This is a genomic window from Mucilaginibacter tolerans (assembly GCF_030519375.1).
Lineage (GTDB): Bacteria > Bacteroidota > Bacteroidia > Sphingobacteriales > Sphingobacteriaceae > Mucilaginibacter.
On sequence record NZ_JAUMKB010000001.1, the window covers coordinates 63,757 to 88,850 of the forward strand.

Here is a 25,094-nt window from a genome sequence, read left to right on the forward strand (position 1 = left end):
CCCGCTAATTTAAGGTGGGAGATGCCTTTTGCGCAAGTCGTCCGCCAGGCAAACTTTAGCACAAATTCATTAATAGCTGATTTTTAGCTATTAATGCAACCTATTTAATGTGTTAACGTAAAAGGCAGTCAACCTTGAGCAATTAATAATTTTATGAGAAAGACCCTTCTCACGTTCCTTTTTATCATTCCGTCATTTTTTGTTTTTGGCCAGGCGGTTCATTTTGGATTCAAAGCCGGCGCCAGTTTATCTAATCAATCCATCAATAGCCTGGGGACAGCCATAAAAAGCAATTACCTGATTGGATTTCATGCAGGAGCCGTATTAGATATTGATTTTGATGACTTCTCAATTCAGCCGGGCGTATTTTACAGCACCAAGGGGTATAAATACAACCAGGCTCTTTCTAATGGTGGCAACGCTGTTCAAAAACCTATCACAGGAACAATACAACTAAATTATTTGGAAGCGCCCCTTAATGCATTGTATAAAGTTGAGGTGTCCCGAAAAGTTAAGGCATATTTTGGTGGTGGCGTCTATTTAGGTTATGGCCTTTCAGGCACCTATTCTGTGCAGAACACTAAGAGCGACGTATCGTTTACCAAAGCCATTGAAGGTTACCAATACAAAAATCCCGACTACGGCATAAACGGAATCATCGGCGCCCAGATTGCGAAGAATGTATTGATAGATGCCAATTACAGTCTGGGGTTAAACAATCTGTCCTACTACCAGGGATCAACCGTACACAACAGATCTATTGGGGTTTCTGTAGGGTATTTGTTTTGAGGGAGTCGAGTCAATTCGTAACGGCCTGAATTTCCCGTTTATCCACCGACGCCAGGCTTCGGCCGCCTAGCAGTTTGGCCGTAAAAAAGAACAACCATACCAGCCGGGTAATAATTATCAGGCGTTCAAATACGCCAGTGAGTCTGCCCTGATGAGCAATTGAGTAAGTAAATAAGGCACATAGCACAATCATCAGCGCTACGCTCAACATCGTGTAGATTACCCAACCCCGCCATTGCGGATCGGCTGCAAAGCGGCGTACAAGCAAAAGAAAACCAGCTACAAGAGAAGCAAAAGTAAAGTCTCCTGCATACAGCTGTATCTGTGGATCAAGGGACAAACCCAGCACAATGCAGCCCAGGCCTGTAACAATATGGCAAAACGGTATAAGCACAAGGCCAAACCCGCTCACCATTTCGTTACGCAGCCCAATAGCAAAAATGCATATAAATAAGCCCGCCAAAATATAATTTACGGATTGGATCCAGCCGTAAGGCTGTAGTTGCAGCCTGCCGATCGGCTCGTGTATCATGTAATAATTGGGCGATATTACCCCAAAGCAAAAATAAACGGTGGTAAATAATACCGCGCCTATTATACCCGAGCACAGTAAGGCAGTTTGCAAATTAGTCCGCGGGATAAGCAGATGGGAGCCGGCATCGGGTTCACTCATAGATACAATGTTATTTAAGGTAGGGTTTACGTTATTAATGGCAAACCGTTGCTAAAATAATCATTTTAACCTAAAAGAAATACTTAAACCAGCGCACTTACAACCGGGCCGCTTTAAATATGGGGTTTAGCACTTCTTAATTGAAAAATATTTGGGGGATTTTTACCCGTTCGGCCGCCCACAGCGTCCGTTTAAGAGGCCTTAGGGGCCTATCAGGCCACCTGGCGCTCCTGGCCGGAGGCGTCATTTTGCCAGGCATCTACGATATTGCTGGCAAGCCCGTCGTACTGTAATTTCTGATCCAGCTCTGACATGCATTTGCGTGTAAAGTAATCGCAGCAGCAGCGAAGCATGATCTTTCCGTTTTCAAATCTAACCAGCGGCCTGATGTTATGCAAAGGGCAGGTTCTGGTTTCAAGGTCGAGTTTTATGGTAGAGTAATTCATAGTAAAGTATATGGAAGCGGATGCGTTATAAAATTACTGTCATTTATTGTTCCTGCTCGCGCCTAATTGTCAACATCGTGTTGATATACTGGCGATTGTCGGTATTTTCATCACCTAGCAGCTCATTTATCAGCAGATCATCTTCCCAATTGTTCAGTATAGTTTCAAAAACCAGTCCTTTCAATTTGGTTTCCAGTTTTGAAACATATTGTCGTGTAAGTAAATTACAACAGCATCGTATGGTAAAACGGTCACTATCAATACTAAGCGATGGATGTGCCCTGTGTACCGGACAAACCTGGCTTCTTATTATTATTCCCTGCTTTTTATTTTCCATACCTGTTGCTAAAAACTATACTTTCTGATCTGGCGGATTTTAGGTCCACGCAGTAAAATTATACACAAAAAGGGGCACATATGATGGTGTAAACACGGTAATTGATTGCGGATTTTACGTAATTTTTACTCACCGTTTGATAAAAGCAACCCGGCATTACCCCCAAAATAACAATAGCCAGGCCTCGCGCCCAGCTACTGTTATCTAATTAATTTAACTACTTTAGTGATAATGCAAGTTCTATGCCAATTATTTTAGAAATAAAAATAATTAATTAAAAGTAAACCGATCTTGAAAAGTAAACTAATCTTGCAGCACCCAATAGGGGTATTCCTTATTAAGCATAAACAACCCTCTTGCTTCGTTAGCACATTCTTCGTGAAACTCGGCGCAGCAACTGTTTATCTGGAGCTCATTCCCTGATATTTCCACTACAGGGTGCACATCATGAACCGGGCATATCATGCCCTCAATGACTGATTTAACGACTTCGGCAGATTCCATAAAAGTAATAGCTAGTTAACTGTAGAACCAAAAAAATTAATCAATGTTTAAAATACTTTCAAATATTGGGCATTCCATTGGTATACAGAGGCTTTCGTTTGTTTCTTACCTTGCAGGTTTTTATAGCAAAAAGAGCGGTAGCAAAATCGTATCGATTTTACTACCGCTCGGGTAGTTCATCATTGGCAGATAGGAAAATTATTTTACGCTTGTTAAGTGGTCAATGCGCATAACGGTAGTAATATCGCTCGCCAGTCTGCGCAGCGGGTCATATTCGTTTTTAAACTGATCTCTTTTTGTCTTTCTTGCTTCGCGGTTCTTGTAATAATCGAGCAACGATTTATCGGGCAGCACCACCATGTAAGTATTGGCCGGATACCCGTCTGTACACCTGAACACGATCGAATTGTACTTAATACCGTGACTGGCGTCTAGTAGTCCCTGCTTCCTCATCCCGGCTTCAAAATCCTTTACCCGATCCGCCAAAACTGATATAAGCACTACCTTTCTGAAAGGGTAACTATCCCTGTTATAACCCGGCTCCTGGAAGGTGATTGAATCTACCCGCATCCATATCGACCGTGAGACCGGGCCATTGATGTTTTCCCTACTTTCTTTAGCAATGGCAGGATTGGCGGCGTTAAACTGATCCTGGTTTTTTACACGACGGGCAATAAACGCGCCCAGGTGGTCGGCTCCCTTAAACAGGGCGGAACTGTAGACCCTGCCCGACTCTGAAGTTTGTCCAATGCGGCCAAGTTCAATATCCGCGTCGGTCTTAAGCCACCAGGCTTTTACAGTAGGGTAATTTTTCTCAAAAACACTTTCATCGTGAACCCGGTATTCGAGCAGGGTCATCCAGGTCGTAGTGTCGTTTTGCGCCAGGGCATGCTTGCCGGCAAACAGAAATGTACACAATAACAGCGTACACAGGTACAACGGTTTCTTTTTCATAACTCATTAATTTAGGGTGAGAATTGGTCGATTAAATTTATGTTAATATATTGATAATGAGAAAATTGCAATTTTTTTAATTGCAAATTAGATTATCTTTAAAATGTATCATTCCCGTTACATTGCTTAACTGTACCGAAATAAAAGGAAGAAAAAAACAAAGGGGATAGCTATGAATTAAAAGTATTTCGTCGCAATAACCGAAAAGAGATATAGCAATTCCAAATAATACAGCAAGCCCAGGGAGCCTTGTGTCAAATGATTGGATAATACAGAATTACCCGCGTTTAACCGGGTTTAGTTGCTACTCCACATCGTATTGTTTTTGCACATATTGAAGCAGCGTGGTGGCGCGCTGCTTCAAGGTTTTATAATTTGTAACCAATTCATTACTTACTACTCTTATCAGCACCATATCGGCGCTCAATTGGGTAAGATCAGCTTGCGTAAGATTACGCATTTGCGCGTCGGGTAACGGCTTGTGGGCAAAAGCAGCATCGAGGTTAGCTGGGGTAAAATGCTGTCGCAGGAAGGGGTCGAACATGGTACGCTGGTATTGCAAGTAAATATCCTGTACCGTATGTGCCAGCTCGGTGCGCCCCTCATATTGCGCAATATAGTGTATGATGTCCGACTCGGCGAACTGTTTTAAGTGCAGTTCGTTTTTAATAGCAGCACTGGCGCCGCCTGTAGGGTGAAACGGATACAAGCTGTGTGATGCAATAATCAGTTTTTGTATTTTTCTCAGATCAGTTTTTGCCATTGGTTGCTGTAATAGTGCAAATAAGCTGTCGTTGGCTTCTACTATATGCTGTTGAAAGATAATGGCATCATTTAGTTCCGAAGTGTCTGATTTCAGATCCTGTACCAGTTGCGAGGTTAACTGCCGGGCGTGCTCCTTATTAGTGATATTTTCACGTATGCCCTCAGCAATAAAGCCCATTGTAACAGCTAAAAATATCATCAAACCCTCTAAAAGATACTCCTTCCAGGGTTTCTTTTCGTGATGCAGGTCGGGGTGGTGGTGTACTTCCATACTTTCAGTTTGCAGTTGTGGATTGGCAACAGGCTGCGTTTTTATGCCTGTTTCGGAATTGATTTCTTCGTTCAGGTTTAACGCCGCTTTCGGCTCTGGCCTTTCAGCTTTCTGCTCCGACTTCGGACTTCGGGCCCCCGACTTCTGCGCTCTGCCAGTGTTTTTCCTGTTGGTATCGCTCATAGATTCGGAAATAAAGATAGAAAATACCCGCTAATTGCTTTGAGCTAAATAGCACGTAAGCTATATATCTATTTAATAATGTTTTAAAGCCTTGTTTTTTAAATAATTACTATATTTAATTAAACTATCCCCTTTTAATTAAGCCCCTCATGTCATGAAAAAGCTCCTGATCGCTCTTTTGTTCGTCTCCAATGCAGCATTTGCTCAGAAAATGGCCCAAGGTGGTATCATTTATAAGAAGCATCCTGATATCGAGGTGATGCGAAAGCTTGCTGCCCTTTACGAAAAAGGTGATGCCGACGGCATGGCTAAGTTTTTTGACGAAAAGGTGCAATTTATCGGCATGGGTCGTTATGTGATTGGCGTTCCGCCTAAAAACCGCACACTCACCGAAGCCAAGGATGGCTGGAAAAACGTAATTGACCACTGGGACGATCTGAAAATGACCGAAACCCAGCCGCCTGTTGCTTTGCAGTACAGTAATGGTTCGCTGGTGGTGCAATCGTGGTGGATCATATCATTAGTGAATAAAAAAACGAGGAAAAAGGCCGTAGTGGATATGGTATTGTTTGATGAGTTTGATAAAGAAGGGAAGATTATCAGTCAGCGCCAGTATTACGATCCTAACCAGATGATTGATGCTGCGAAGTGAGACGGTCAATGGTCAGTGTTGAATGATCAGTCTTGAATAGCTAAAAAAAATCTAAAATCGCACATCGTAATTCTAAAATCAAACTGCTTATTCTTCAATCTTACTCGTCATCCACACAATTAACAGCCCCAGCGTTGCGATGAACGAGAATGCCCAGCGCAGGTTGGCGGCCTGGGCCACAAAACCTACCACAGGCGGTACCAGCAAAAAGCCTAAATACCCTACGGTAGATACCGCTGCTATAGCCGGACCACCGCTCATAGAATTTGATTTCGCTGCTACACTGAACACAAGGGGAACCATGCACGATACGCCCAAACCAATAAGGGCATAACCCGCAATAGTGGGTATAACGCAGGGGAACGCAATGGCAATAGCAAAACCGCTTACAATCAGCACGCCGCTATATCGCAATACCATTTTGATGCCCTTTCTGTTAACGATGTGATCGCCGGCAAAACGCCCCGTGGTAACCGCTATCATAAATACCACAAATGCGGCCGTTGCCACCACTTTCGTGGCATGTACCGCTTTAAATATGTAAATGCCGCTCCAGTCATACATCACATTCTCGCAGGCCATGGATGAGAAGCAGATCAGTGCGAATTTGAGCAGCTCTTTATCAGGCAGCGAGAAGATCGGCTTACGTTCCTGCGGTTCGGGTTTTTCGTGCAGGGTATTGGGCCATGCCAGGAAGGCGATCAGGCATAGCACAATGCTCACTACCAGCAAATGCCAGGTTGGCGGTACTTTAAAAGATGCCATAATTAGGCTGAACACCGAGCCTGCAAGCCCCGCAAAGCTCCAGATGCCGTGAAAGGTGGTGATGATGGATTTTTTATACAGCTTTTGTACACCTACCGACTGCGTATTGATGCTAAGATTGAGAATATTGCGCGATGAGCCGAAAAAGAACAAAATGGCGATAAACTGCCAATATTCGGTAGTAAAACCCAGCAGGCCCAGCATCAGGTTAAAGGCTACCGCCCCAACCAACATAATGCGGCTGCTGCTGAACAGGCTGAGCATGCGCCCGGTAATGGGCATGGTGATCATCAGTCCGGCAGGGAGTGCCAGCAACGCCCAACCCAGGAAAGCCTCGTTCAGGTGTAATGATTGCTGAATGTAAACGATACGGGATGTCCAGGTAGTGTACCCAAATCCCGATACAAAGAAAAACAGCGCATTGGCTATTCTTATTTGCCGGGGTGTTTTGGTTAGGGTAGCTTCCATTATGAAACTGCTAAAATAGAGTAATTTGGCTTAGCGTCAGGAAGTTTTCAAAAACTTCCTGACCAGGTTTCCCGAAAACCATTATATTGCATCAAACTTAAACTTTATGATCGATATCGATATTCAACAGGAGCTGCAATATGAATTGATAGATGATGAGAAACTCGTGTGGACAGGCAGGCCTGGTACAGGCATAATATTCAGGAAAATAGACATATTTCTAATCCCATTCAGCCTTATATGGTTTGGCATGATAATATTTGTAATATTTGGTGTAAGCACTTCACCTTCAGAAAATTCAAACACACCCTGGCCGGTTTTCCTGTTTTTGATCCCATTTTTATCTGCAGGATGTTACGTCACTTTCGGAAGGTTTTTTATAGACAAACGCCGCAGGGCAAATACCGTATATGGCATAACCAACGATAGGATCATCATTAGGTCGGGAGTGTTTTCCCAAAAGGTGAATTCGTTCAATATCAAAACACTTTCAAATTTGTCGATAGATGAAAAATCCGACGGAACGGGAAACATCGTATTCAGCCAGAATAATTTCATGTTTGGAATGATGAGTGGTATGATGGTGCAGGGGATGGGTACCAAATTCGTTCCAAGTTTCGAAAGTATTGCAGATGTAAGAAGCGTTTACAACATCATACTCAAGTTACAAAGATCTTAATACATGTGAGCAGTGAGCTCTTAAAATTACCCCGTCGTTTTAGACATAGGCAAAACTGGCAATGCATAAATAGAAATGATTGATCAATCTATTGAAAAAGATTTTGAAGATGAATTGATTGCTGGCGAAAAGCTGCTTTGGGCTGATAAACCGCGTGGCGGGGTACTGTTTAAAAAGGCAGATTGGTTTCAAATTCCGCTAACCTTGATCTTTACCGGCGTTTCAATCGCAATTTTTACAGCAGTTCATAGAACTGATAAAAATTCGGGTTTCCAGTGGTATATTCTATTCTTTGTAATAGCCGGATTTTACGAACTCGTTGGTCGCTTTTTTTATGATAGCTGGCGCAAGGCAAATATTTCGTATGCCATTACAGGTTTGCGGGTTATTATAAGGCATGGCCTTTTCTCAAAAACTTACAAGTCCATTTATATAAGCGATATAAATGAGCTGAATACAAAACCTAAGCCTGATGGTAGCGGAACAATCATTTTTGGACCCGATATAGTTGTATATTGGATCAGAAGGATGCCAAGAACAGATTTCCCGCCTAAATTTGAACTTATTACAAATATGCAGGAGGTTTATAACTTATTGCTAACACTGAAAGAAGAATCAACCAATGGACAACCCAGGCCTCACCTATCCTAACAAGCCTACCAATATTATTCTTTTTGCCGGCGTCGCACTCACTTTAGTGTTGCTCATTTTCTTCGACATTTCGCTAAGCCATCTTCAAATGGACTATTACGATAAGCTGTTCTACTCGCGCTTTGTTTACTGGGGCATAGCGGTTATACTGCTGTTTTATAGCTTGAAGGTTGAGCGGCAGCCCTTGCTTTGGAAAGAGGAGAACAATACCATAGGTTTTATTCTGCTTTCGGTGCTGGTGTTGTATGTGTTAACCATCACCGCATCCATTGTCTCTGCTATACCGGCACTTTTTGGTGAGCGCGAAAACAACACCATGATGAAAAAGGTGATTGAAATCATCAACGGTCACCAGGCGATGATATTTTTTATAGCCCTCACCGCCGGCGCAACCGAGGAGGTCATTTTCAGGGGATATGTGCTAACCCGCTTGTCGCAATTGTTAAAGAATAATGCCGCAGCTATTATTGTCTCATCGTTGTTGTTTGCAGCGCTGCATTATAAATATGGCAGCCTGCGCGAGCTGATATTTACTTTTCTTATTGGCGTTTTATTCAGCATTTATTACATCAGGTACCATAACATAAAGGCCATCATCGTGACGCATTTTCTGATTGATTATATCAACATGAATATTGCTACGCATTTGAAATTGAAATAGAATCTAGACCACGTTAAAATTGGAAAAGCAATGACTCAAATTTGGTTAATTATTAGAAAATTGAAGTGGTTAGAAAAGGTATTCTTAAGTATAGTATTTATTTCTATCGTTTTTAGATATTCTTTTGGAACTATAAATATAATTGTGATTGGTCTGCTCCTCTCAATCCTTTATTTCCCTTTTGGATTTCTTTATATAGGCAAACCTTCAAGCAACCACAGCTATATCACATCTATTATTTTAGGACTATTTTATGCCCTTGGAGTTACATCGTTAATTTATGGGGCGTTTGTTGTAGAAGGTTACGAAGTCCCATTAATTATGACAGGTTTCTTCTTTTTAATTATCCTTATTTACCTCACTTTCAAATTGAAATCAAACGCATATACAAATGATTACATTTACGCTCAATTTTTCAGGCTATCATACTTAATAGCCACTAACCTTTTTGTTCTTTTAACAAATTTGCTTCATACCAAATATCCTCCATTTATGATCCAATTTTAACTGTGCCCCATCCTGGTTTTAAGTCTCCACAAGTGAGCAGTTCAGTGGCGATGAGTCTACTCTACCCATGGTTCATTTTACCAACCATCAGTTCCTGCAGAAACACAATCACCAGCATAGCTACCAGCGACGCTGCCCACCCAAAAAGAACCAGCGTTCCTAAACGGGAAATATGCTCCTCCGTATTTTGTAATGAACGGCCTGCAACAACTACATAGCCTTTATTGGTTGTCATCATTACCGTAGCCTGCCTTATGCCTGCACGCGGTTGCCAGGTTACCGAGTTTACGCCGTTACTACGGACTTCATTCAGCGCGCCTGCGGGTGGTTTGGGTATTTGCCCGTCGAGTGTAATACTATTGCCAACCGCATTACCATTGACATCGTAAATAAGCACATATGGCGACAATGTAGATGCCAGATCCAACCGCTGTGTCCCGGTAAGCAATTTCGGATCGGTGCCCCGGTTAATAGCATTTACAGCATCCTGTGCCAGCTGATATTGCGGATCATTGGCCGACTGCCTGAAATTTTGCTGCGCAACAGCATACACCAGCAAACAAAGCAGACTAACTACTGTGGCATATCCCAGCCAGTTTTTCGATATAATCAGATACCTGTTCATGATAATTATGAATTAGTGAATGACCGAATTAGTAAATTAACTAATAAAAAGTACTTTGTTATTCAAAGTAAATAATAAAAAGTGACTATTCCAAGAGAACCGCTGAAAATCCTTCTCCCGAAGAATAGCTATAAAAACAAGAAAAGCCTTAAAAAAGGCTTTCTTCTAAAAAACTACTTGGAAATGATACCTGCTTTGTGCCCAATTTCACGCCACAGGATTTTGCTGTTATGTTTGGTAAGATAATTAAGCTGCTTCAGTTAGTTGCGAATTACTGTAGTTGTAATTCGGAATGGTTTTACCGCACTTACTGCAGGTGCATTTGGTGCCTTGATCATGCCAATCATGTGCACACGGTGTTTTAGCATTCAGCTTAGCAGTTACTAATCCTATTACTGCTACTAAGACGATAAAAGAAAGTATGTAAATCATGGTATTAGTTGTTTTTATGTTTTTCGCTGTAGTATAGGCAAAAGTCAGACCAACCGGTTTTGAACTTAAAATGTCGTTTTCGAGTGTATAGAATTGTGGAAAGTGAATATTTTATTCCCCATTTGATACACTTTCGCCCCAATTTGTGTATCCTCAAATCGGACTAAAACAGGCTTTACATAGGTATGGGGGAATAAAAACCGATTGGGAATAGTAACACTGTGGTTTAAATTCGGGGCAGCCGCTGCCGGCAGCTATAACAAGAACGCGCTGTAGCTTACAGCTCAGCGGGAACAGCGTTAAAAGTATGTTATTTTACAATAAAGCTTTTGGTGCGTACAATTTCAAAGTACCCATTTGTACTCGTTTACCTACAATGTGTCCTCATAATCACTTTTATTGCCGATTTGCTATTTTTACCATTATGATCATCCGCCTTGCAAAGTTGAGCGACATTCCCGGCATTATGCAGCTGATAGCCGAAGTGGTACCGGTGATGAATGCCGCCGGCAATTTTCAATGGGATAGCACCTACCCTAACGCCGCCGCGTTTGAAAATGACATCGAACTAAAACAACTTTGGGTTGCTGATGCAGATGACGACATCGCCGGAGTGGCGGCCATTACAACAGACCAGGAACCCGAGTATGCCCAGGTAGGCTGGGATTTGAACGAGACTGCTATCGTAACACACCGGCTGGCCGTAAGTCCCCGCTATCAGGGGCAGGGCATTGCGGCTAAACTGTTGCAACAAGCCGAAGATGAAGCCATAAGGCGCAACATAAAAACCCTCCGCATCGATATTAATGTTAATAATAAGGCTACCCAGCAGCTGTTTCCAAAACTGGGCTATAAATATGCCGGTGAGATCGGCCTGGGCTTCCGCCCTAACTTGCGGTTCTATTGTTATGAAAAAAGACTGGACCAAATGGCCGATTAATTATTGGTTACCCGCAACCCTATTTAATAGGTAATTTTTTTGTTACCATCTATCCAATTGAAGTACAGCCAGATACAATTTTCCGTTCATCGTGACCTGATTTTACGCGTTTTCAGGAAGAATTTACATCTGACTGATAATCAATCAGAAATATTCGCATTCAGCAAAATATCGCGAAAAGAAATGACCTTCACCAATGAGTTAATCAATGCATACTTTAATTCCTATTGATTAATTATAATTGCGCAATAATTAATTTTAGGTATATTTGTATCTCCCCTACGCATTCTTGCTTTTTTAAGTTTTAGTTATGTATATTTATTCCCCCTGACTATGGCGAATAACCTTTATCAATTCATTATCAACTACTTTAGCGTGGGCACCTGGCTGCAAACCCTTGTTTTCTATTTTGTGTTGTTTGCCCTGGTACATATTATCTTCGTTCAATTGAATCTGTCCCTTATAAAATGGGGAAACCGCAGATCGTCGCTTGATTGATCTTCGGCGAACAGTTTCTTAAACCAGGTTTTATAAAACCAAGCCAACGCGGCCCCTTAAAATAACTAGCATTTCTTTCTCCTTAAAGTGATCCAAAATTCATTGTTGTAACAGTTAATATCTCTCAACAAAAGTGGATAAAATGACCTGTTTTGGTAGTTTTTATTAACTTTAAATTAAGGCATTTACAACCTCATCTACTTACCTTTATACCTGTAAACCAAAAACAGATTAATTATGAAAAACGTAATTTTAGTGCATGGTTTTTGGGCAGATTCATCATGTTATTCTGCCGTTATCCCGGTTCTACAACGGGCAGGTTACAACGTACTGGCACCTCAAATGCCTTTAACATCTATTGCTGATGACGTTGCAGCTGTAAAAAGGACGCTCGACACTATTGAGGGCGATTGCTTACTGGTTGGCCATTCGTATGGCGGTGTGGTTATCACGCATGCGGGGGTGCATCCTAGTGTAAAAGGGCTGCTTTACCTTGCAGCATTTGCTCCCGACAAGGGAGAAACAATGAACGATTTGCTGGGCAAAAATCCGCCGACGGCTGCGGCTCCGTTCTTTGAAGTAAAAGAAGGTTATGTTTGGTTAAAACAAGAAGGGGTCCGTACAGCTTTTGCACAGGATCTGCCGACTGAAAAGGCGGACATTTTGTATGCTGTGCAGAAAATTCCCAACGGGGCTATTTTTGGAACACCGGCCAATGAAGTTGCCTGGAAAGACAAAAAATCATGGTTCATTATTTCAAACCAGGATAAAACCATTGATCCTAATCTGCAACGTTTTGAAGCCGAACGTATGCATGCAACTGTGCACGAGCTTGCTGCAAGTCATGTTTCCATGATATCGCAGTCTTCGGCAGTGACTAAATTTATTGAAGAAGCCGCCGAACAACTTCTGGAGCGTCACTTTGCTCACGTTTAAAATCACAATTATTTCCGCCTTATCAGGGCACTACTAACAACGAAAAAGCCCGGCAATATATATACTGCCGAGCTTTTGTGTTAAAAGGCGTTTACTTCTGTGGTTTTTTCAGAGTATCTTTCTTAATTGTGTCGCGTTTCATTTTATGTTTCTTGGTGGTGTCCTGCTGCATAGTTGGACTAGCTGACGCGACAAATGTTCCGAAAGTGAATGCTGATAACAACAGCGCTGCAAATAACTTTTTCATAGTTTTTAAATTGAATTTCTGGTTAATCAATAAGACAATTACATAAAAGCAACGCTCTTTTGATAACATTGTTTAAATTAATTTTATTTATTTTAATGAAACATTTGTTCCAACATCAATAATTCCAGTTAAAAACACCAACTTCCATAGCTGCGTTATCGGCAACACACCGGAAAAAATCAGCGGCACTTGTTGTTTATTTGACCCCGGCTAACTATGCAGGAAAATATTGTTAGCCTGAGTGTGCTGACTAAAAAGCATTACTTTATTACTACAACTACAGCGCTTGCAGCCGGAACCTTTATAACAAAATTACTCTTACCTATTTGGACATCTCCCTGACTCACCGGCGAAAAACTGCCATCGCTTTGAACTGCCGCACCTGCAAAAGTGATACCGGTTGTTGAATTAACTGCCGGGGCTTTGAGTTGCATTACATTAATGCTGTTAACTGTCCGGCCAGCATTCACAGTAAGCGAAATGTCCTTTTTTTGCTCTTTGTTAATAATAGTCATCGTATAGCCGTCAGTCGTGCTGCAAGCATAGGCATTGTAGTTTGAAATGCTGTTCTTAATATTAACAGGAATAATCACCCCTCCGGCAGCGCCGTATTTAAAGGCTAGCATCGCATAATATACAGCCTTCGCAGTGCATTGCCCGTCGGGGCCGACGGCTATTGGCGAATAAACCAATTCGCCACCATGAAAATTGACGCCCTGCCCACTATTGGCTGCAATTGACCACATCAGATCAAGCGCCCATAGCGTTCCGGCAAAAGCATCACTTACCCCCGGTTTACCACCACCCCAAATACTATTGGTCTCGGTAATGCGATACCCCAGCCCTGCCCGCTTTGAAGCATCATCCAAACCCTGGAGATAAGGAATCAGCGTAATATCCTGTGAAAGTATGGTTTGACAATCAATGGAAGACGATGTAGCCGGTCCGTCATTATAATAGTGCGCGTCGAGCAGGTTAATGTTTTTAGAGTTGTTTTGTGCAAATGTTTCTGCCCACCCCAGATGGTCACTTACATCGGGCCCGGCAAATTGAGCTTGAGGCATTTGTGCTTTTATAGCTGCGAAATTGGTGTTCCACTCAGCCTGATAATCCTGAATAGAATAACTTACGGGTCTGTACCCTAATCTGAAATAATCGGGTTCGTTGCCTATCTGCAATGCATCAAGGTTGCCCCCAAGTTGCTGGTACAGATATTTTGCTTCGTCTATGGAAGCGTTAATATTATTATGACCGAGATTAAGCCCGAAAATAACCTGCCAGTTAGTTTTGCGTGCAAACTCCGCCAACTTGTCAATATTCGCCGGAGTGAGTATATCAAAATGAGTATTGGGATTAAATCCGTTGCCTACCCAATCGGTTTCATCGCTGCTGTTACCACCCATACGTATAACTCCAGTTCCAAGATTTTTGATCAACTGTACCATTACCGTATTATTAGGGTCCAGGTATTCCGGATTGCGGGATAAAATCCAGTTCTCAAAACTCAGTCCTTCAAAATTTTTCGGGATTGCATTTGCCGGATGATTGATATCGAGCGTTAATGTCCCATCCATATTACTATTGGGCGGTGGTGTTGGATGATTAGGGCCAGACTGATCATTTTTCTTATTGCAGGCGCAGAGAATTAAAAGGCAAAGCATTACAAAGTAGTTTTTTTTCATGTGACAGGTTCAAGTAAAGACAAATCAATGACGCGGTTTAAATTAAGTTTTTAGTTCATTACGTGGACTGAGTCATATTTGAAACAGTTCATTGTTCTTTTATTTTTTAAGAAAGTGGGCTCAAACCAGTCATTGAACAGCCGGCAAATCTTTAGATTTCGTAATCGGCGGTTTGGCAGTCACCCGATTTATATACTTCCGGCATCTGGCTGCTGAGGTATAACTAATACCTAAAAAATATTTTCAAATAAATTTGCGCAGTTGATCGGCTGCATATATATTTGCAGTCAATCAACTGCAAATAAAATGAGACGAGATGTTTTCCAGGCGATTGCCGATCCTACACGCAGAGCAATTTTAGGCTTGCTGGCACTGGGGGCGATGACGCCCAATGCCGTGGCAGAGCACTTTGACAGTGCCAGGCAGACGATATCAAAGCACATCCAGATACTAACGGAATGCGAAGTGCTGATACAAAAAAAGAACGGCAGAGAAATATATTACCACTTTAACCCAGAGAAAATGAAAGAAATTGATATTTGGCTGGAACGCTTCCGCAAGCTGTGGGAGAACCGCTTTGATCAATTAGATAATCTATTAAAGGACCTATAAAACCAAACAACTATGACAAACAATTTTGTGTTCGAAAAAGACATTGCCGCAAAAAAAATTCGCGTAGAACGCGAGTTTAATGCCCCGGTTGAAAAAGTATGGAAAGCCTGGACAGATCCGGACATCCTTGAAAAATGGTGGGGCCCGAAACCCTGGATAGCCAAAACCAAATCGATGGATTTTACCGTAGGCGGTGTCTGGCTGTACTATATGGCAGGCCCGGAGGGCCAGAAGTTCTGGAGCCACGTAAAGTTTACCGCTATCGAAAATGGCAGCCGTTTCGCAGCCGATTCTGCATTCTCTGATGAGAACGGCACTGTTCCGCCGGGTGCAGCAACAGGGCACTGGGACAACAAATTTGTAGCCGTGGGCAATAAAACCAAAGTGATGGTAGATCTCAGCTTTGACGATGAAGCAGCTATCAAAATGATGGTGGAAATGGGCTTCGAAGGTGGCTTTACTATGGGTCTTAATCAACTGGAAGAATTACTGAATTCTTATAACGACATCCTATGAGAAAATTGAAATTACAAATGCAAATCACCATCGACGGCTTCGTAGCAGGCCCGAACGGTGAACAGGACTGGGTATTCTTATCCGGTAATAAGGGCCCGGAGGTTTTACAAGAGGTCATCGGGTTCGCCGCCGATGTTGCCACCAGTTGCGATACCCTTTTGATGGGCCGCAAACTGGCTGCTTCCGGATTCTGCTCCTATTGGGAAGATATGGCCGACAATCAGCCCGACAACCCCTGGCGCCCATTGGCACAGCTGATAACCGATCATCGCAAAATCGCCTTTAGCCATAGCGAAACAATCCAGGCCGGCCGCAACCTCGAAGTAGAAAACGGCGACCTGGCTACCGTTGTGCAATCCCTCAAAAACCAGCCCGGCAAGGATATCCTGGTTTACGGCGGGGCCGATTTTGTCAGCTCGCTCGTCAGCCTCAACCTCATCGATGAATATTACCTTGTCGTCAATCCTGTCGCCATCGGCGGCGGACTCTCCATTTTTAAGGAGAGAAAAGTGCTGCAACTGGAAAGCTCAATCGCATTAAAGCATGGAAAAGTGATTAATAAATACCTGCCAGTGTAAGGATCAGGTTTCTGCAGAGTCTCTGATCAGGAGACCCTGCAGAAAAAAAAAATCAATAAAGCAAAAATGATGTTGTTTAAAGACCGTCTAATTCCATATGGAGTCACGTTTCTTTATATACATATCATTGGTGGTGGACTCATTTATTGCCATCTTCAAGTTTATTGCGGCATATTTTACAAAGAGTTCTTCCATGTTATCCGAAGGGATTCATTCCCTGATCGATCTCAGCAGCCAGCTTTTACTTATCTGGGGGATAAAAACCAGCCGCAGATCGCCCAACTCTGAACGGCCATTTGGCTATGGCCGTGAATTTTATTTCTGGTCGTTTATCGTTTCTCTTGTCATTTTCAGCATGGGCGGCTGCATATCATTTTATGAAGGCTTTCTACGTCTTTCCAGACCGCAGATGGAAGGAAATGTCAGTTGGAACTATGCTGTGTTGGCTTTCGCCTTTGTTTTTAATATGATCTCAATGTTTGCAGCATTAAAGGCTTTCAATAAACATCGCCGCGAAGTGCCATTCTGGGAAGCAGTCGTTAAGACAAAAGATCCCTCAACTATTATTGTTTTACTGGGCGATTTTGGCGATATGCTGGGTCTTATTGTAGCGTTCCTGGGCATATTTTTAGGCCGTTTGTTTAACAAACCTTATTATGATGGAGGAGCATCGATGATGATTGGTCTTATACTTATAGTCACCTCAGCTATCCTGATACGTGAGAGCAAAAGTTTGCTAATGGGCGAAACAACGAGCAGAAAAACCGTACAAAGCATTATCAAACTGGCTGAAACTGATGCTGCTGTGGTTAAAGTAAAAAAACATTTTTCCACTTACCTGTCTCCTGACGAGGTTCTGTTGCAACTAAACACAATTTTCAAAGAAGATCTCGCTACGCACGAAATAACCGATGCAATTGAGCGGATAATTAAAAGTATAAAGAAGGAATTTCCCAGGGTAAAGCAAATATTCATTGAGCCGGTAGCAAAATGATTAACTCATAAAATGGAATATTAGTCGATTTTTGAAAACATTACCGCCCCTCAGCCCTTAATATTTATACCAATATCTGTTATTCTGGTAAGTGAGAATGAAACAGCGGAAAAAGATACACCGGCGAAAATGCCCGTAATTAAATGGATTAAGCAATGAATACAAACTTACAGGTAGGCCAAAAAGTACTGGCACCCGATGGTGAGGGCACGGTTGAGCAGATCAACGGTGAAATGGTCACGGTAAAACTTGATGACGGGCAAAAAATCAAAGTATATTACGCCGACCAGCTTGAAGATAATTCCAGTGCGGGATAAATAACATATAAGAGGGCTGCCGCAACGCCATCATTAACCATTCACTACTTCTCCGCCGTTTACATGGATCACCTGACCGGTAATAAATGAAGCATCGTCTGAAGCGAGGAACACATAAGCTGGCCCCAGTTCTGAGGGCTGACCGGCACGTTTCATCGCTGTTTCGCTGCCAAAACTTTTAATCTTTTCCTTGTCGAATGTCGACACGATCAGCGGCGTCCAAACCGGGCCCGGCGCTACTCCGTTTACCCTTATTTTCTTTTCGGCAAGATTGGTGGCAAGCGAGCGCGTAAATGTTGTGATAGCACCTTTTGTAGAAGAATAATCGATCAGGCCGGGCGACGAACGATAAGCTGTAACCGACGTGGTATTGATAATACAGTCACCTTCGTGCATATGTTCCAACGCCGCTTCAGCAAAATAGAAATAGGCAAATATGTTGGTCTGGAAAGTTATCCTGAGCTGCTCATCAGTAATATTTTTGACATCCTTCTGCGGAAACTGCATCCCGGCATTATTCACCAGGATATTGATCTTCCCAAATTCGTCTACTACTTTTTTTACAGCTTTCTTGCAGAAAGCACTATCCTTAACATCTCCTTTGATCAGCAGGCAGCTACGCCCCGCAATGGCTACAAGGTCCCTGGTCTTTTCGGCGTCCTCATCTTCATTCAGGTACACTATAGCAATATCGGCCCCTTCTTCGGCAAAATGCACGCAAACAGAACGGCCTATTCCGCTGTCGCCACCGGTAACCAGGGCAACTTTCCCTTTTAGTTTCCCTGACGGAAGGTAAGTCTCTTTAATATATTGCGGCGCCGGATGCATTTCAGCTTCAATGCCGGGCTGCGTATTCTGTTTTTGGGGTGTTTTTTCTTTTGTTAGTGTAGTCATAACAAATGTGATTGTTTATATTTAATCCTGGTGCAAAGGTTCGTGGTGAAGGTGGCAGGCTTCTGCGCATGCAAGGCAAGCTTCGGCACATTGTTTACAATGATCATGCTCGTGCTTGCCGCATTCGTCGGCACACATCCGGCATACTTGCTCGCAAAACAATAGATATTGCCTTGCAACAGGAGAGTCCCGCCTTAATAATTTTGCTCCCAGGATGCATACATCTGAGCAGTCCCTGTCGAGTGATAGGCAGTCAGTCATGTTTTTTATATCATCTTCTTTAAGGCATGACGCTGCACAATACTCACACATCATGGCACAGTTCAGAAGGGTTTGTTCGAGCTGGTGATTTGATTGATTTTCCATAGTATGAACAGTTGATATGGTTATAAAAAATTAATTCCCGGTATTTAAAGGAGCACCGGGAATTGTTCAGAAGGAAGTTCTGCCGAATTGACTTCCTTAATATGCGCTTCTAATTCAACAGGATTTTTCTTTAAGGGTTTGCGTGATAAATACGTGTTTCGCCCTGCGCTAAATACCTGATTTTTGTTAAGAAACCCCTCTATTTGCCTGTGATTGCGAATTTACCTGACTGGTTAAGGTATCCTTATTGCGACAGGTGATTAATTTATTTGACAATGAATCACTTATGTTGTAAATTTCCTAAACAATCTGATCGAGCCGTTACTTAATATAAGGACATTATAACGTTCCTGTCTGATCCTTAAGCTGATGCCTCAGAGTCAAAGTCATAATAACCCTAAAAATAACCTTAAAGCCAAGGTCAACGCTTTAAGAGAAGACACTAGCGTTTTGCTCCAGGACGAAACCGTCCAATTAACAACCGATAAATATCACGCTATTCTGAATTTAATAGAGGATGCTTTTGCCCTTTGCAAACTTATCCGTGATGAAAATGGTAATGCGATTGATTTCAGGTACCTGGAGTTTAACGCAGCATTTGAAAAACAACGGCGGCTTCCGAAGGGACATTTTTTGGGCCGGACGGCCCTTGAGGTTCACTCCAGCCTGGAACCCTGGTGGATACAAACCTATCAAAGGGCGGCCGATACCCGGGAATCTGTTTATGCTGAGCGTTTTTTTGCCGGGCGCTGGTTTGAAGTAAAGATTTTTCCTTTCGAGGATGATTATATCTGTGTGGTTTTCAGGGATATCACTCAACAAAAGACTGCCGAAACAGCGCTGCTGGAGAGTGAAAAAAAGCTCAAAGAATTTGACGTCACACTTGAACAACTGGTAAAAAAACGCACTAACGAACTCGTCGAACTCGTGGCGAACCAAAAAGAGATAGCAGAAGAACTGCAACAGCGAATATACAGGACAATACTCGATACCCAGGAAATGGAGCGTAAACGTATCGCAGAGACCCTGCATAATAGCATCGGTCAGATATTATATGCAGTTAAATTAAGTCTGAACACGGTTAATAAGTCCTTATTGACAGAAAATGATAGAGAAAGTTTGAAAAATGCAGACAAACTTCTGAGTGACGCAATAGCCGAGGGCAGGCGTTTATCACACGGCCTAATGCCGGTAATATTAGAAGATTTTGGACTAAAGTCTGCAGTTGAAGACATTTGCAAGCAATTTGACAAGGATATTAAATTCAAATGCCGGTTTACCGGCTTAAATAAACGCCTGCATAAACACCTGGAAATAGCAGTTTACCGGATTGTACAGGAGTTGATGATGAACGTCGTTAAGCATTCCGGTGCAAAAGAGGCTGCTGTAAATATTGAAGTTAAAAAGAAAGAGGTACTGATAACGGTACAGGATGATGGGAAAGGCCTTGATAAGCACTTTAATAAGTATGATGGCATAGGGCTCAAAAACATCCGTAGTAATGTGGATTTGCTTAACGGCAATATTGATATTACATCAAAACCTGGAAAGGGCACCTCTATCAATATAGATATCCCGGTTAACGAAGACCTCTAATTTTTTTAAAACCAAGATACCCCTGACAGTGAATAAACGTATTAATAATAAAACGGAGCTGGTTATGATCAGGATTATTCTTGCTGAAGACCATAATATTGTACGCGACGGTATCAGGAACCTGTTGGAAAAGGAACCGAATTTAGAGGTGGTGGCTGAAGCAACCAATGGCGCCGAAGTACTCCGGTTGATCCAGGGGGGCCTTGAAGCCGATATCATCCTTGCTGATATGAATATGCCGGTTATGGGCGGGATGGAGCTGGCCGAAAAGCTGAAAGAAACGCCATCAAAAGCCAAGCTGATCATGCTTACTATGATCGATCATGAAAAATATGTGGTGAAGGCTTTTAAGGCGGGAGTTGTCGGATATCTCCTAAAAAATGTGAGCGCTGACGAACTGATATTTGCTATTAACCATATTCAGATCGATGGTCAATATATCTGTTCGGAGCTTGCCCTGCGTTTTATGAACCGCCTGGCCGAAATGCCTGCGGCATCATCGACCGATGATATCCCGGAAGTAGAATTTACAAAAAGAGAGCTTGAAGTATTGGCGTTAACCGCCGAAGGCTATACCAATCAACAAATAGCTGATAAGCTTTTTACCAGCAAACGAACCGTGGAGGGGCACCGTCAGAGTATGATCAACAAAACAGGCACACGGAATACCATCACCCTGATCAAATATGCCCTGCGGCAAGGTATTATTAATTAATGGCTAATTGCGCCTTTCAATTCAGTAAAAATCTGTATTTTCCTAAAAATCACGTATTTACCGCAACCTGTTTTTAGGTATTTATACTTATAAAGTTAAAATCTGCCATCATATATTAGAATATATTTTCAACCCTAGTTTGGAATCAAATTGAGCCGATTTCCGTAAAATAAGTGTGTTAACATTCGTCCCCAAAGCACGGGGCCGGTAATTGAATCAATTATGAAAAAGGTTTTGCTATTAGACAATGACGAAGGCGTTCTCGACGTAATGCAGGAAGCGCTTAATTATGAAGGATTCAAGGTAAAAACTATCGGCGAGACAGATAATATCTTCGAAGTCATAGACAGTTTTGATCCCGACCTGATCATACTCGATTATATTTTGTCGGGGATAAACGGAGGCGAGATCTGCCACCAGATAAAGGCGAACCCAAAAACTACTGATCTGCCGGTGATCATAATATCAGCTTATCCGAGAGTGATACAGTCCTTAGGTTATTACGGCTGCGATGATTTTATTTCGAAGCCTTTTGACCTCGATGATATTTCCGAACGGATCAAAAGATTAATAGACAGAGAAATGGCGTAATTACCGAAGAAAGAAAGAAATTTGACTTTGTTCTCCGGATAAAAATCAGTGCAAATACCCCTTTATAAAAATCTCATAAAATACCAATACACATACTGCAGCCCCGGCAAGCCAGTAGGTTGCCTTTACCGATTCATCCTTCCGTTGCAGCTCTGCTTCCAGTAATGATAAAGGCTCAACCTGGCGGTTTTCATCCTTCAGGAGTTTTATACCTTTATTTGAAAGAACGCATAAGTTATCAGGGGTTACATTCACCAATTCATTCCATCGGCAATACCTGATCATTTTTTTGTAGGGAGAGTTTTCCCTGTTTATAGGAAACGCTTCATAATATTTTACCAGTTCCAGAAACCGGATCACTTCATCTTTACTCATAATTGCTTTGGCTTAGACTGATGTGAATTTACGCACACCTTACAACCTATAACTATTTAGATATCAACATTTCCACAATTGTTAATTAAAGTTATAACATGTAATTTCAGGGCCGGTTACTTCTGTTGCATGCTGACCGGGATTTGCAATGCACAAAACGAGATAGACTGGGATTATAAATCCCCAATAGTTATAAACGGGGGGTATAAATCGGGATAAACTAACAAGAAAATTCCTCCCATAATTGCGGCATGTTTTTTGCAGAATTGCTGCTTAAACTAAACTGCGTGCCTAAACACTTCGGGGTGAAAACATTTAAACCCTGAACACATCACAATTATGAATAAACCGACCTTGCAGGCATTTAACCCGCTTGCTTTTACAATCAAGATCCTATCTGTTTTGCTGCTACTGTGCTTTGCACAAAAACTGTTTGCACAGGCGCCGGATATTGTTTACGGCAACGGAAACAATATTAAAGTTACAGGGACCATTCCATTCGCCATAAGCCCCAAAAATACTGGTGGAGCTGTGCCTGCTACCATATACGGGCAGGTAACAACATTTGCCGGCAGCCCTACAGGCGTGCCCGGTTTTGTAAATGGCATTGGCACTGCCGCGCTGTTCAATAACTCGCAGGACATGGTTAAAGATGCTGCGGGCAACTTATATGTGGCCGATGCAAGTAATAATGCCATCCGTATGATAACCCCTGCAGGCCTGGTGACCACTGTTGCCGGCAATCCTCAGGGCATAGCTGGTTTTGCCGATGGCCAGGATACCACCGCGTTTTTCAATTACCCCGATGGGCTAACCATTGATTCAATAGGCAATTTGTTTGTAGCAGATTACTACAATGCGGCTATCCGGAAAATAACACCGTCGGGCATGGTAACTACCGTTTACCGGAACCTTACAGAAACATTTGACCCGCAAACTTTATTTTTTGACAAAGCCGGTAATTTGATCTTTGCGTTGCAATATGGATACCAGATCGTAAAGCTTTCTCCTTCAGGCGTATTGACAACTATTGCAGGTACCAATAGTGTTCCCGGTGCCACCGATGGCCCAGGCTCGGCGGCGCTTTTTAACAGCCCAACCGACTCAAGGATGGACGCCTCCGGTAACCTGATTATCGCCGATGCCCTAAATAACGAGATTCGGAAAATAGCACCCGACGGCACGGTAACCACTATTGCCGGGAAATATAATGATGCTGTATTATACGCGAACGGCCGCGATACAGCTGCACGCTTTAACTTTCCTACCGGTATTGAGATATCCCAGAGCGGGATCATTTATATCGTCGATCTTCTGAACAATGATATCCGGAAGATGATGCCTGATGGAACAGTGTCGCTGGTGGCAGGAAGCCCGACCCAGGCACCCGGTAATGCAGACGGTATTTTTACAGCTGCACAGTTTGACGAACCTTGCTACATGCGTATCGATAAAACAGGCGTGGGCTATATTGCCGAGTGGGGCCTGGGAGGCGCCAGCCGTATAAGAAAGATTATGCTAACAGGCTATACCATAAGCGGCTCGCTTCCCCCGGGACTAACCTTTGATCAAACTACAGGCATTATTAGCGGAACGGCTACCGCTCCCTTTACTGCACAAACCGATACCATTACAGCCTACAATGTTGCGGGGTATTCTACAGCTATTGTAACGCTTACCTATCAGCCGATTTCAACGGTTGCTACACTAGTTAACCTGGTGCCAAGCGCGGGCAGCCTTGATCCATCCTTTGTCAGCACGACTACCAGCTATGCAGACAGCGTATCAAACGCTACAAAATACATCACCCTTACTCCCACCGTTACCGACACCACCGCTACTATAGCCGTAAATGGCAAGCCGGTAGCAAGCGGGGCCCCTTCAGCTCAGATACCATTGGTTGTTGGATCAAACATTATCACCACCGTAGTTACCGCTCAGGATGGTATTACAACAGATACTTACACCGTAAACGTGATCAGGACACCCAGTTCAGATGCATGCCTGACCAATCTGGCAGTTAGCCGGGGCAAGCTGACTCCTGCGTTTAACAGCCGTGTCAGGACCTATACCGATAAGGTGGCCAACTCCGTCACAAGTTTATCCGCTACACCGACCGTATCCGACAGCGCGGCGACGATAACTGTAAATGGCAAGGCGGTTGTAAGCGGCACTCCTTCGGATCAGATACCATTGGCTGTAGGATCAAACATCATCACTACAGTAGTTACCGCTCAGGATGGTATTACAAAAGATACTTACACCGTAAATGTGACCAGGGCACCCAGTTCAGATGCATGCCTGATCGATCTTGCAGTTAGCCAGGGTAAGCTGACTCCTGCGTTTAACAGCCGTATCAGGACCTATACCGATACGGTAGCCCACTCCGTCAAAAGTATAACCGTTACAGCAACTGTATCCGACAGCACGGCCACAATAACTGTAGATGGCGTCGCAGTGGGAAGCGGCACTCCTTCAGGTGTCCTGTCGCTCGCTGTTGGCCGCAATGACATCCCCGTAGTTGTTAAAGCACAGGATGGCGTAACCATTGATACCTATGCGGTGGTGGTTTACCGGGGGAAAGCACAGGAAGATATCGGTTGCAACAACATACTTACACCTAATGGAGATGGGAAAAATGACTATTGGGTCATAAAAGACATAGAGTTGTATCCTCAAAATAATGTGATCGTTTTTGATAAGCGCGGTAAAGTTGTATACTCCAAAAGGCACTATGATAATGAATGGGACGGCACACTAAATGGGCATCCGCTAGCCGAAGGCACTTACTATTTCGTGGTCGATCTCGGCCCCAATCTCCGCAAGTTTAAAGGTTCTATCAATATTCTCAGGAATTGACAAAGTTGGGTCGGAT

Annotated in this window: 30 protein-coding genes; 17 read left to right on the top strand and 13 right to left on the bottom strand. The window is 42.9% G+C overall.

Annotated features, from left to right (window positions below; genetic code table 11):
- Nucleotides 1–153: 153 nt before the first annotated feature.
- Nucleotides 154–789 (top strand): outer membrane beta-barrel protein, encoded by a 636-nt coding sequence (locus tag Q3A68_RS00370; protein ID WP_302899003.1) that lies wholly within the window; start codon nt 154–156, stop codon nt 787–789.
- A gap of 10 nt (nt 790–799) precedes the next feature.
- Here the strand turns inward: Q3A68_RS00370 and Q3A68_RS00375 are convergent, their stop codons facing one another.
- The 6 genes from Q3A68_RS00375 to Q3A68_RS00400 form a co-directional block, all read right to left on the bottom strand.
- Entirely contained in the window at nt 800–1,462 is a 663-nt protein-coding gene (locus tag Q3A68_RS00375; protein ID WP_302899004.1) for a DUF998 domain-containing protein, read from the bottom strand.
- Nucleotides 1,463–1,674: 212 nt separating this feature from the next.
- Complete coding sequence (locus Q3A68_RS00380; protein WP_302899005.1) at nt 1,675–1,908, bottom strand: hypothetical protein; 234 nt, start codon at nt 1,906–1,908, stop codon at nt 1,675–1,677.
- Between the two features lie 43 nt (nt 1,909–1,951).
- On the bottom strand, nt 1,952–2,245 hold the full coding sequence (locus tag Q3A68_RS00385; protein WP_302899006.1) for a hypothetical protein: 294 nt from the start codon (nt 2,243–2,245) through the stop codon (nt 1,952–1,954).
- A 303-nt stretch (nt 2,246–2,548) separates the two neighbouring features.
- The gene (locus Q3A68_RS00390; RefSeq protein WP_302899007.1) at nt 2,549–2,749 is read right to left on the bottom strand and encodes a hypothetical protein; all 201 of its coding nucleotides are present in this window, start codon (nt 2,747–2,749) and stop codon (nt 2,549–2,551) included.
- A 198-nt stretch (nt 2,750–2,947) separates the two neighbouring features.
- Nucleotides 2,948–3,703, bottom strand: coding sequence for a hypothetical protein (locus Q3A68_RS00395; RefSeq protein ID WP_302899008.1), 756 nt, complete (start codon nt 3,701–3,703; stop codon nt 2,948–2,950).
- 304 nt (nt 3,704–4,007) lie between these two features.
- Nucleotides 4,008–4,922 carry a hypothetical protein gene (locus Q3A68_RS00400; protein WP_302899009.1) on the bottom strand — a complete coding sequence of 305 codons (915 nt, stop codon included), beginning with the start codon at nt 4,920–4,922 and terminating at the stop codon, nt 4,008–4,010.
- 154 nt (nt 4,923–5,076) lie between these two features.
- On the opposite strand from Q3A68_RS00400, the gene Q3A68_RS00405 reads away from it, so the two are divergent.
- Nucleotides 5,077–5,574, top strand: coding sequence for a nuclear transport factor 2 family protein (locus tag Q3A68_RS00405; protein ID WP_302899010.1), 498 nt, complete (start codon nt 5,077–5,079; stop codon nt 5,572–5,574).
- 87 nt (nt 5,575–5,661) lie between these two features.
- Here Q3A68_RS00405 and Q3A68_RS00410 read toward each other — a convergent pair whose 3' ends face one another.
- Nucleotides 5,662–6,807 (bottom strand): MFS transporter, encoded by a 1,146-nt coding sequence (locus tag Q3A68_RS00410; RefSeq protein ID WP_302899011.1) that lies wholly within the window; start codon nt 6,805–6,807, stop codon nt 5,662–5,664.
- A gap of 106 nt (nt 6,808–6,913) precedes the next feature.
- On the opposite strand from Q3A68_RS00410, the gene Q3A68_RS00415 reads away from it, so the two are divergent.
- The 3 genes from Q3A68_RS00415 (at nt 6,914) to Q3A68_RS00425 (ending at nt 8,798) form a co-directional block, all read left to right on the top strand.
- Nucleotides 6,914–7,486, top strand: a complete 573-nt coding sequence (locus tag Q3A68_RS00415) for a PH domain-containing protein (RefSeq protein WP_302899012.1) — start codon at nt 6,914–6,916, stop codon at nt 7,484–7,486.
- A 75-nt stretch (nt 7,487–7,561) separates the two neighbouring features.
- Complete coding sequence (locus tag Q3A68_RS00420) at nt 7,562–8,137, top strand: PH domain-containing protein (RefSeq protein ID WP_302899013.1); 576 nt, start codon at nt 7,562–7,564, stop codon at nt 8,135–8,137.
- Nucleotides 8,109–8,798, top strand: a complete 690-nt coding sequence (locus tag Q3A68_RS00425; RefSeq protein WP_302899014.1) for a CPBP family intramembrane glutamic endopeptidase — start codon at nt 8,109–8,111, stop codon at nt 8,796–8,798. Before Q3A68_RS00420 ends, Q3A68_RS00425 begins: the two co-directional genes overlap by 29 nt.
- A 568-nt stretch (nt 8,799–9,366) precedes the next feature.
- Here the strand turns inward: Q3A68_RS00425 and Q3A68_RS00430 are convergent.
- On the bottom strand, nt 9,367–9,930 hold the full coding sequence (locus Q3A68_RS00430; RefSeq protein WP_302899015.1) for a hypothetical protein: 564 nt from the start codon (nt 9,928–9,930) through the stop codon (nt 9,367–9,369).
- An 856-nt stretch (nt 9,931–10,786) separates the two neighbouring features.
- Here Q3A68_RS00430 and Q3A68_RS00435 point away from each other — a divergent pair.
- The 3 genes from Q3A68_RS00435 to Q3A68_RS00445 all read left to right on the top strand — a co-directional run bounded on the left by Q3A68_RS00435 (nt 10,787) and on the right by Q3A68_RS00445 (nt 12,736).
- The gene (locus tag Q3A68_RS00435) at nt 10,787–11,302 is read left to right on the top strand and encodes a GNAT family N-acetyltransferase (protein WP_302899016.1); all 516 of its coding nucleotides are present in this window, start codon (nt 10,787–10,789) and stop codon (nt 11,300–11,302) included.
- A gap of 333 nt (nt 11,303–11,635) precedes the next feature.
- Nucleotides 11,636–11,800 (top strand): hypothetical protein, encoded by a 165-nt coding sequence (locus tag Q3A68_RS00440; RefSeq protein WP_302899017.1) that lies wholly within the window; start codon nt 11,636–11,638, stop codon nt 11,798–11,800.
- 237 nt (nt 11,801–12,037) lie between these two features.
- A complete protein-coding gene (locus Q3A68_RS00445; RefSeq protein ID WP_302899018.1) occupies nt 12,038–12,736 on the top strand; it encodes an alpha/beta hydrolase in 699 nt (232 codons plus the stop codon).
- Nucleotides 12,737–12,827: 91 nt separating this feature from the next.
- Here the strand turns inward: Q3A68_RS00445 and Q3A68_RS00450 are convergent, their stop codons facing one another.
- Together Q3A68_RS00450 and Q3A68_RS00455 are read right to left on the bottom strand one after the other, a co-directional pair.
- Nucleotides 12,828–12,983 (bottom strand): hypothetical protein, encoded by a 156-nt coding sequence (locus Q3A68_RS00450; protein ID WP_302899019.1) that lies wholly within the window; start codon nt 12,981–12,983, stop codon nt 12,828–12,830.
- A gap of 260 nt (nt 12,984–13,243) precedes the next feature.
- A complete protein-coding gene (locus tag Q3A68_RS00455; RefSeq protein WP_302899020.1) occupies nt 13,244–14,665 on the bottom strand; it encodes a glycosyl hydrolase family protein in 1,422 nt (473 codons plus the stop codon).
- A 306-nt stretch (nt 14,666–14,971) separates the two neighbouring features.
- Here Q3A68_RS00455 and Q3A68_RS00460 point away from each other — a divergent pair, with 306 nt between their 5' ends.
- From Q3A68_RS00460 to Q3A68_RS00480, 5 genes are all read left to right on the top strand, one after another.
- A complete protein-coding gene (locus Q3A68_RS00460; RefSeq protein ID WP_302899021.1) occupies nt 14,972–15,277 on the top strand; it encodes an ArsR/SmtB family transcription factor in 306 nt (101 codons plus the stop codon).
- A 12-nt stretch (nt 15,278–15,289) separates the two neighbouring features.
- Complete coding sequence (locus tag Q3A68_RS00465; RefSeq protein ID WP_302899022.1) at nt 15,290–15,793, top strand: SRPBCC family protein; 504 nt, start codon at nt 15,290–15,292, stop codon at nt 15,791–15,793.
- Nucleotides 15,790–16,371, top strand: coding sequence for a dihydrofolate reductase family protein (locus Q3A68_RS00470; RefSeq protein WP_302899023.1), 582 nt, complete (start codon nt 15,790–15,792; stop codon nt 16,369–16,371). Before Q3A68_RS00465 ends, Q3A68_RS00470 begins: the two co-directional genes overlap by 4 nt.
- 97 nt (nt 16,372–16,468) lie before the next feature.
- Nucleotides 16,469–17,365, top strand: a complete 897-nt coding sequence (locus tag Q3A68_RS00475) for a cation diffusion facilitator family transporter (protein WP_302899024.1) — start codon at nt 16,469–16,471, stop codon at nt 17,363–17,365.
- 155 nt (nt 17,366–17,520) lie between these two features.
- Complete coding sequence (locus Q3A68_RS00480) at nt 17,521–17,682, top strand: preprotein translocase subunit YajC (protein WP_302899025.1); 162 nt, start codon at nt 17,521–17,523, stop codon at nt 17,680–17,682.
- Between the two features lie 33 nt (nt 17,683–17,715).
- Here the strand turns inward: Q3A68_RS00480 and Q3A68_RS00485 are convergent, their stop codons facing one another.
- Together Q3A68_RS00485 and Q3A68_RS00490 are read right to left on the bottom strand one after the other, a co-directional pair.
- On the bottom strand, nt 17,716–18,576 hold the full coding sequence (locus Q3A68_RS00485; protein ID WP_302899026.1) for an SDR family oxidoreductase: 861 nt from the start codon (nt 18,574–18,576) through the stop codon (nt 17,716–17,718).
- Between the two features lie 21 nt (nt 18,577–18,597).
- Nucleotides 18,598–18,942 (bottom strand): four-helix bundle copper-binding protein, encoded by a 345-nt coding sequence (locus Q3A68_RS00490; RefSeq protein WP_302899027.1) that lies wholly within the window; start codon nt 18,940–18,942, stop codon nt 18,598–18,600.
- 369 nt (nt 18,943–19,311) lie between these two features.
- On the opposite strand from Q3A68_RS00490, the gene Q3A68_RS00495 reads away from it, so the two are divergent.
- The 3 genes from Q3A68_RS00495 to Q3A68_RS00505 all read left to right on the top strand — a co-directional run bounded on the left by Q3A68_RS00495 (nt 19,312) and on the right by Q3A68_RS00505 (nt 21,844).
- Entirely contained in the window at nt 19,312–20,538 is a 1,227-nt protein-coding gene (locus tag Q3A68_RS00495) for a sensor histidine kinase (protein ID WP_302899028.1), read from the top strand.
- 64 nt (nt 20,539–20,602) lie between these two features.
- Entirely contained in the window at nt 20,603–21,253 is a 651-nt protein-coding gene (locus Q3A68_RS00500) for a response regulator (RefSeq protein ID WP_302899029.1), read from the top strand.
- A gap of 222 nt (nt 21,254–21,475) precedes the next feature.
- Complete coding sequence (locus Q3A68_RS00505) at nt 21,476–21,844, top strand: response regulator transcription factor (protein ID WP_302899030.1); 369 nt, start codon at nt 21,476–21,478, stop codon at nt 21,842–21,844.
- 45 nt (nt 21,845–21,889) lie between these two features.
- Here the strand turns inward: Q3A68_RS00505 and Q3A68_RS00510 are convergent, their stop codons facing one another.
- Nucleotides 21,890–22,219, bottom strand: coding sequence for a hypothetical protein (locus Q3A68_RS00510; protein WP_302899031.1), 330 nt, complete (start codon nt 22,217–22,219; stop codon nt 21,890–21,892).
- Nucleotides 22,220–22,558: 339 nt separating this feature from the next.
- Between Q3A68_RS00510 and Q3A68_RS00515 the strand changes: the two genes are divergently transcribed.
- The gene (locus tag Q3A68_RS00515; RefSeq protein WP_302899033.1) at nt 22,559–25,078 is read left to right on the top strand and encodes a cadherin-like beta sandwich domain-containing protein; all 2,520 of its coding nucleotides are present in this window, start codon (nt 22,559–22,561) and stop codon (nt 25,076–25,078) included.
- The last annotated feature ends 16 nt before the right edge of the window (nt 25,079–25,094 follow it).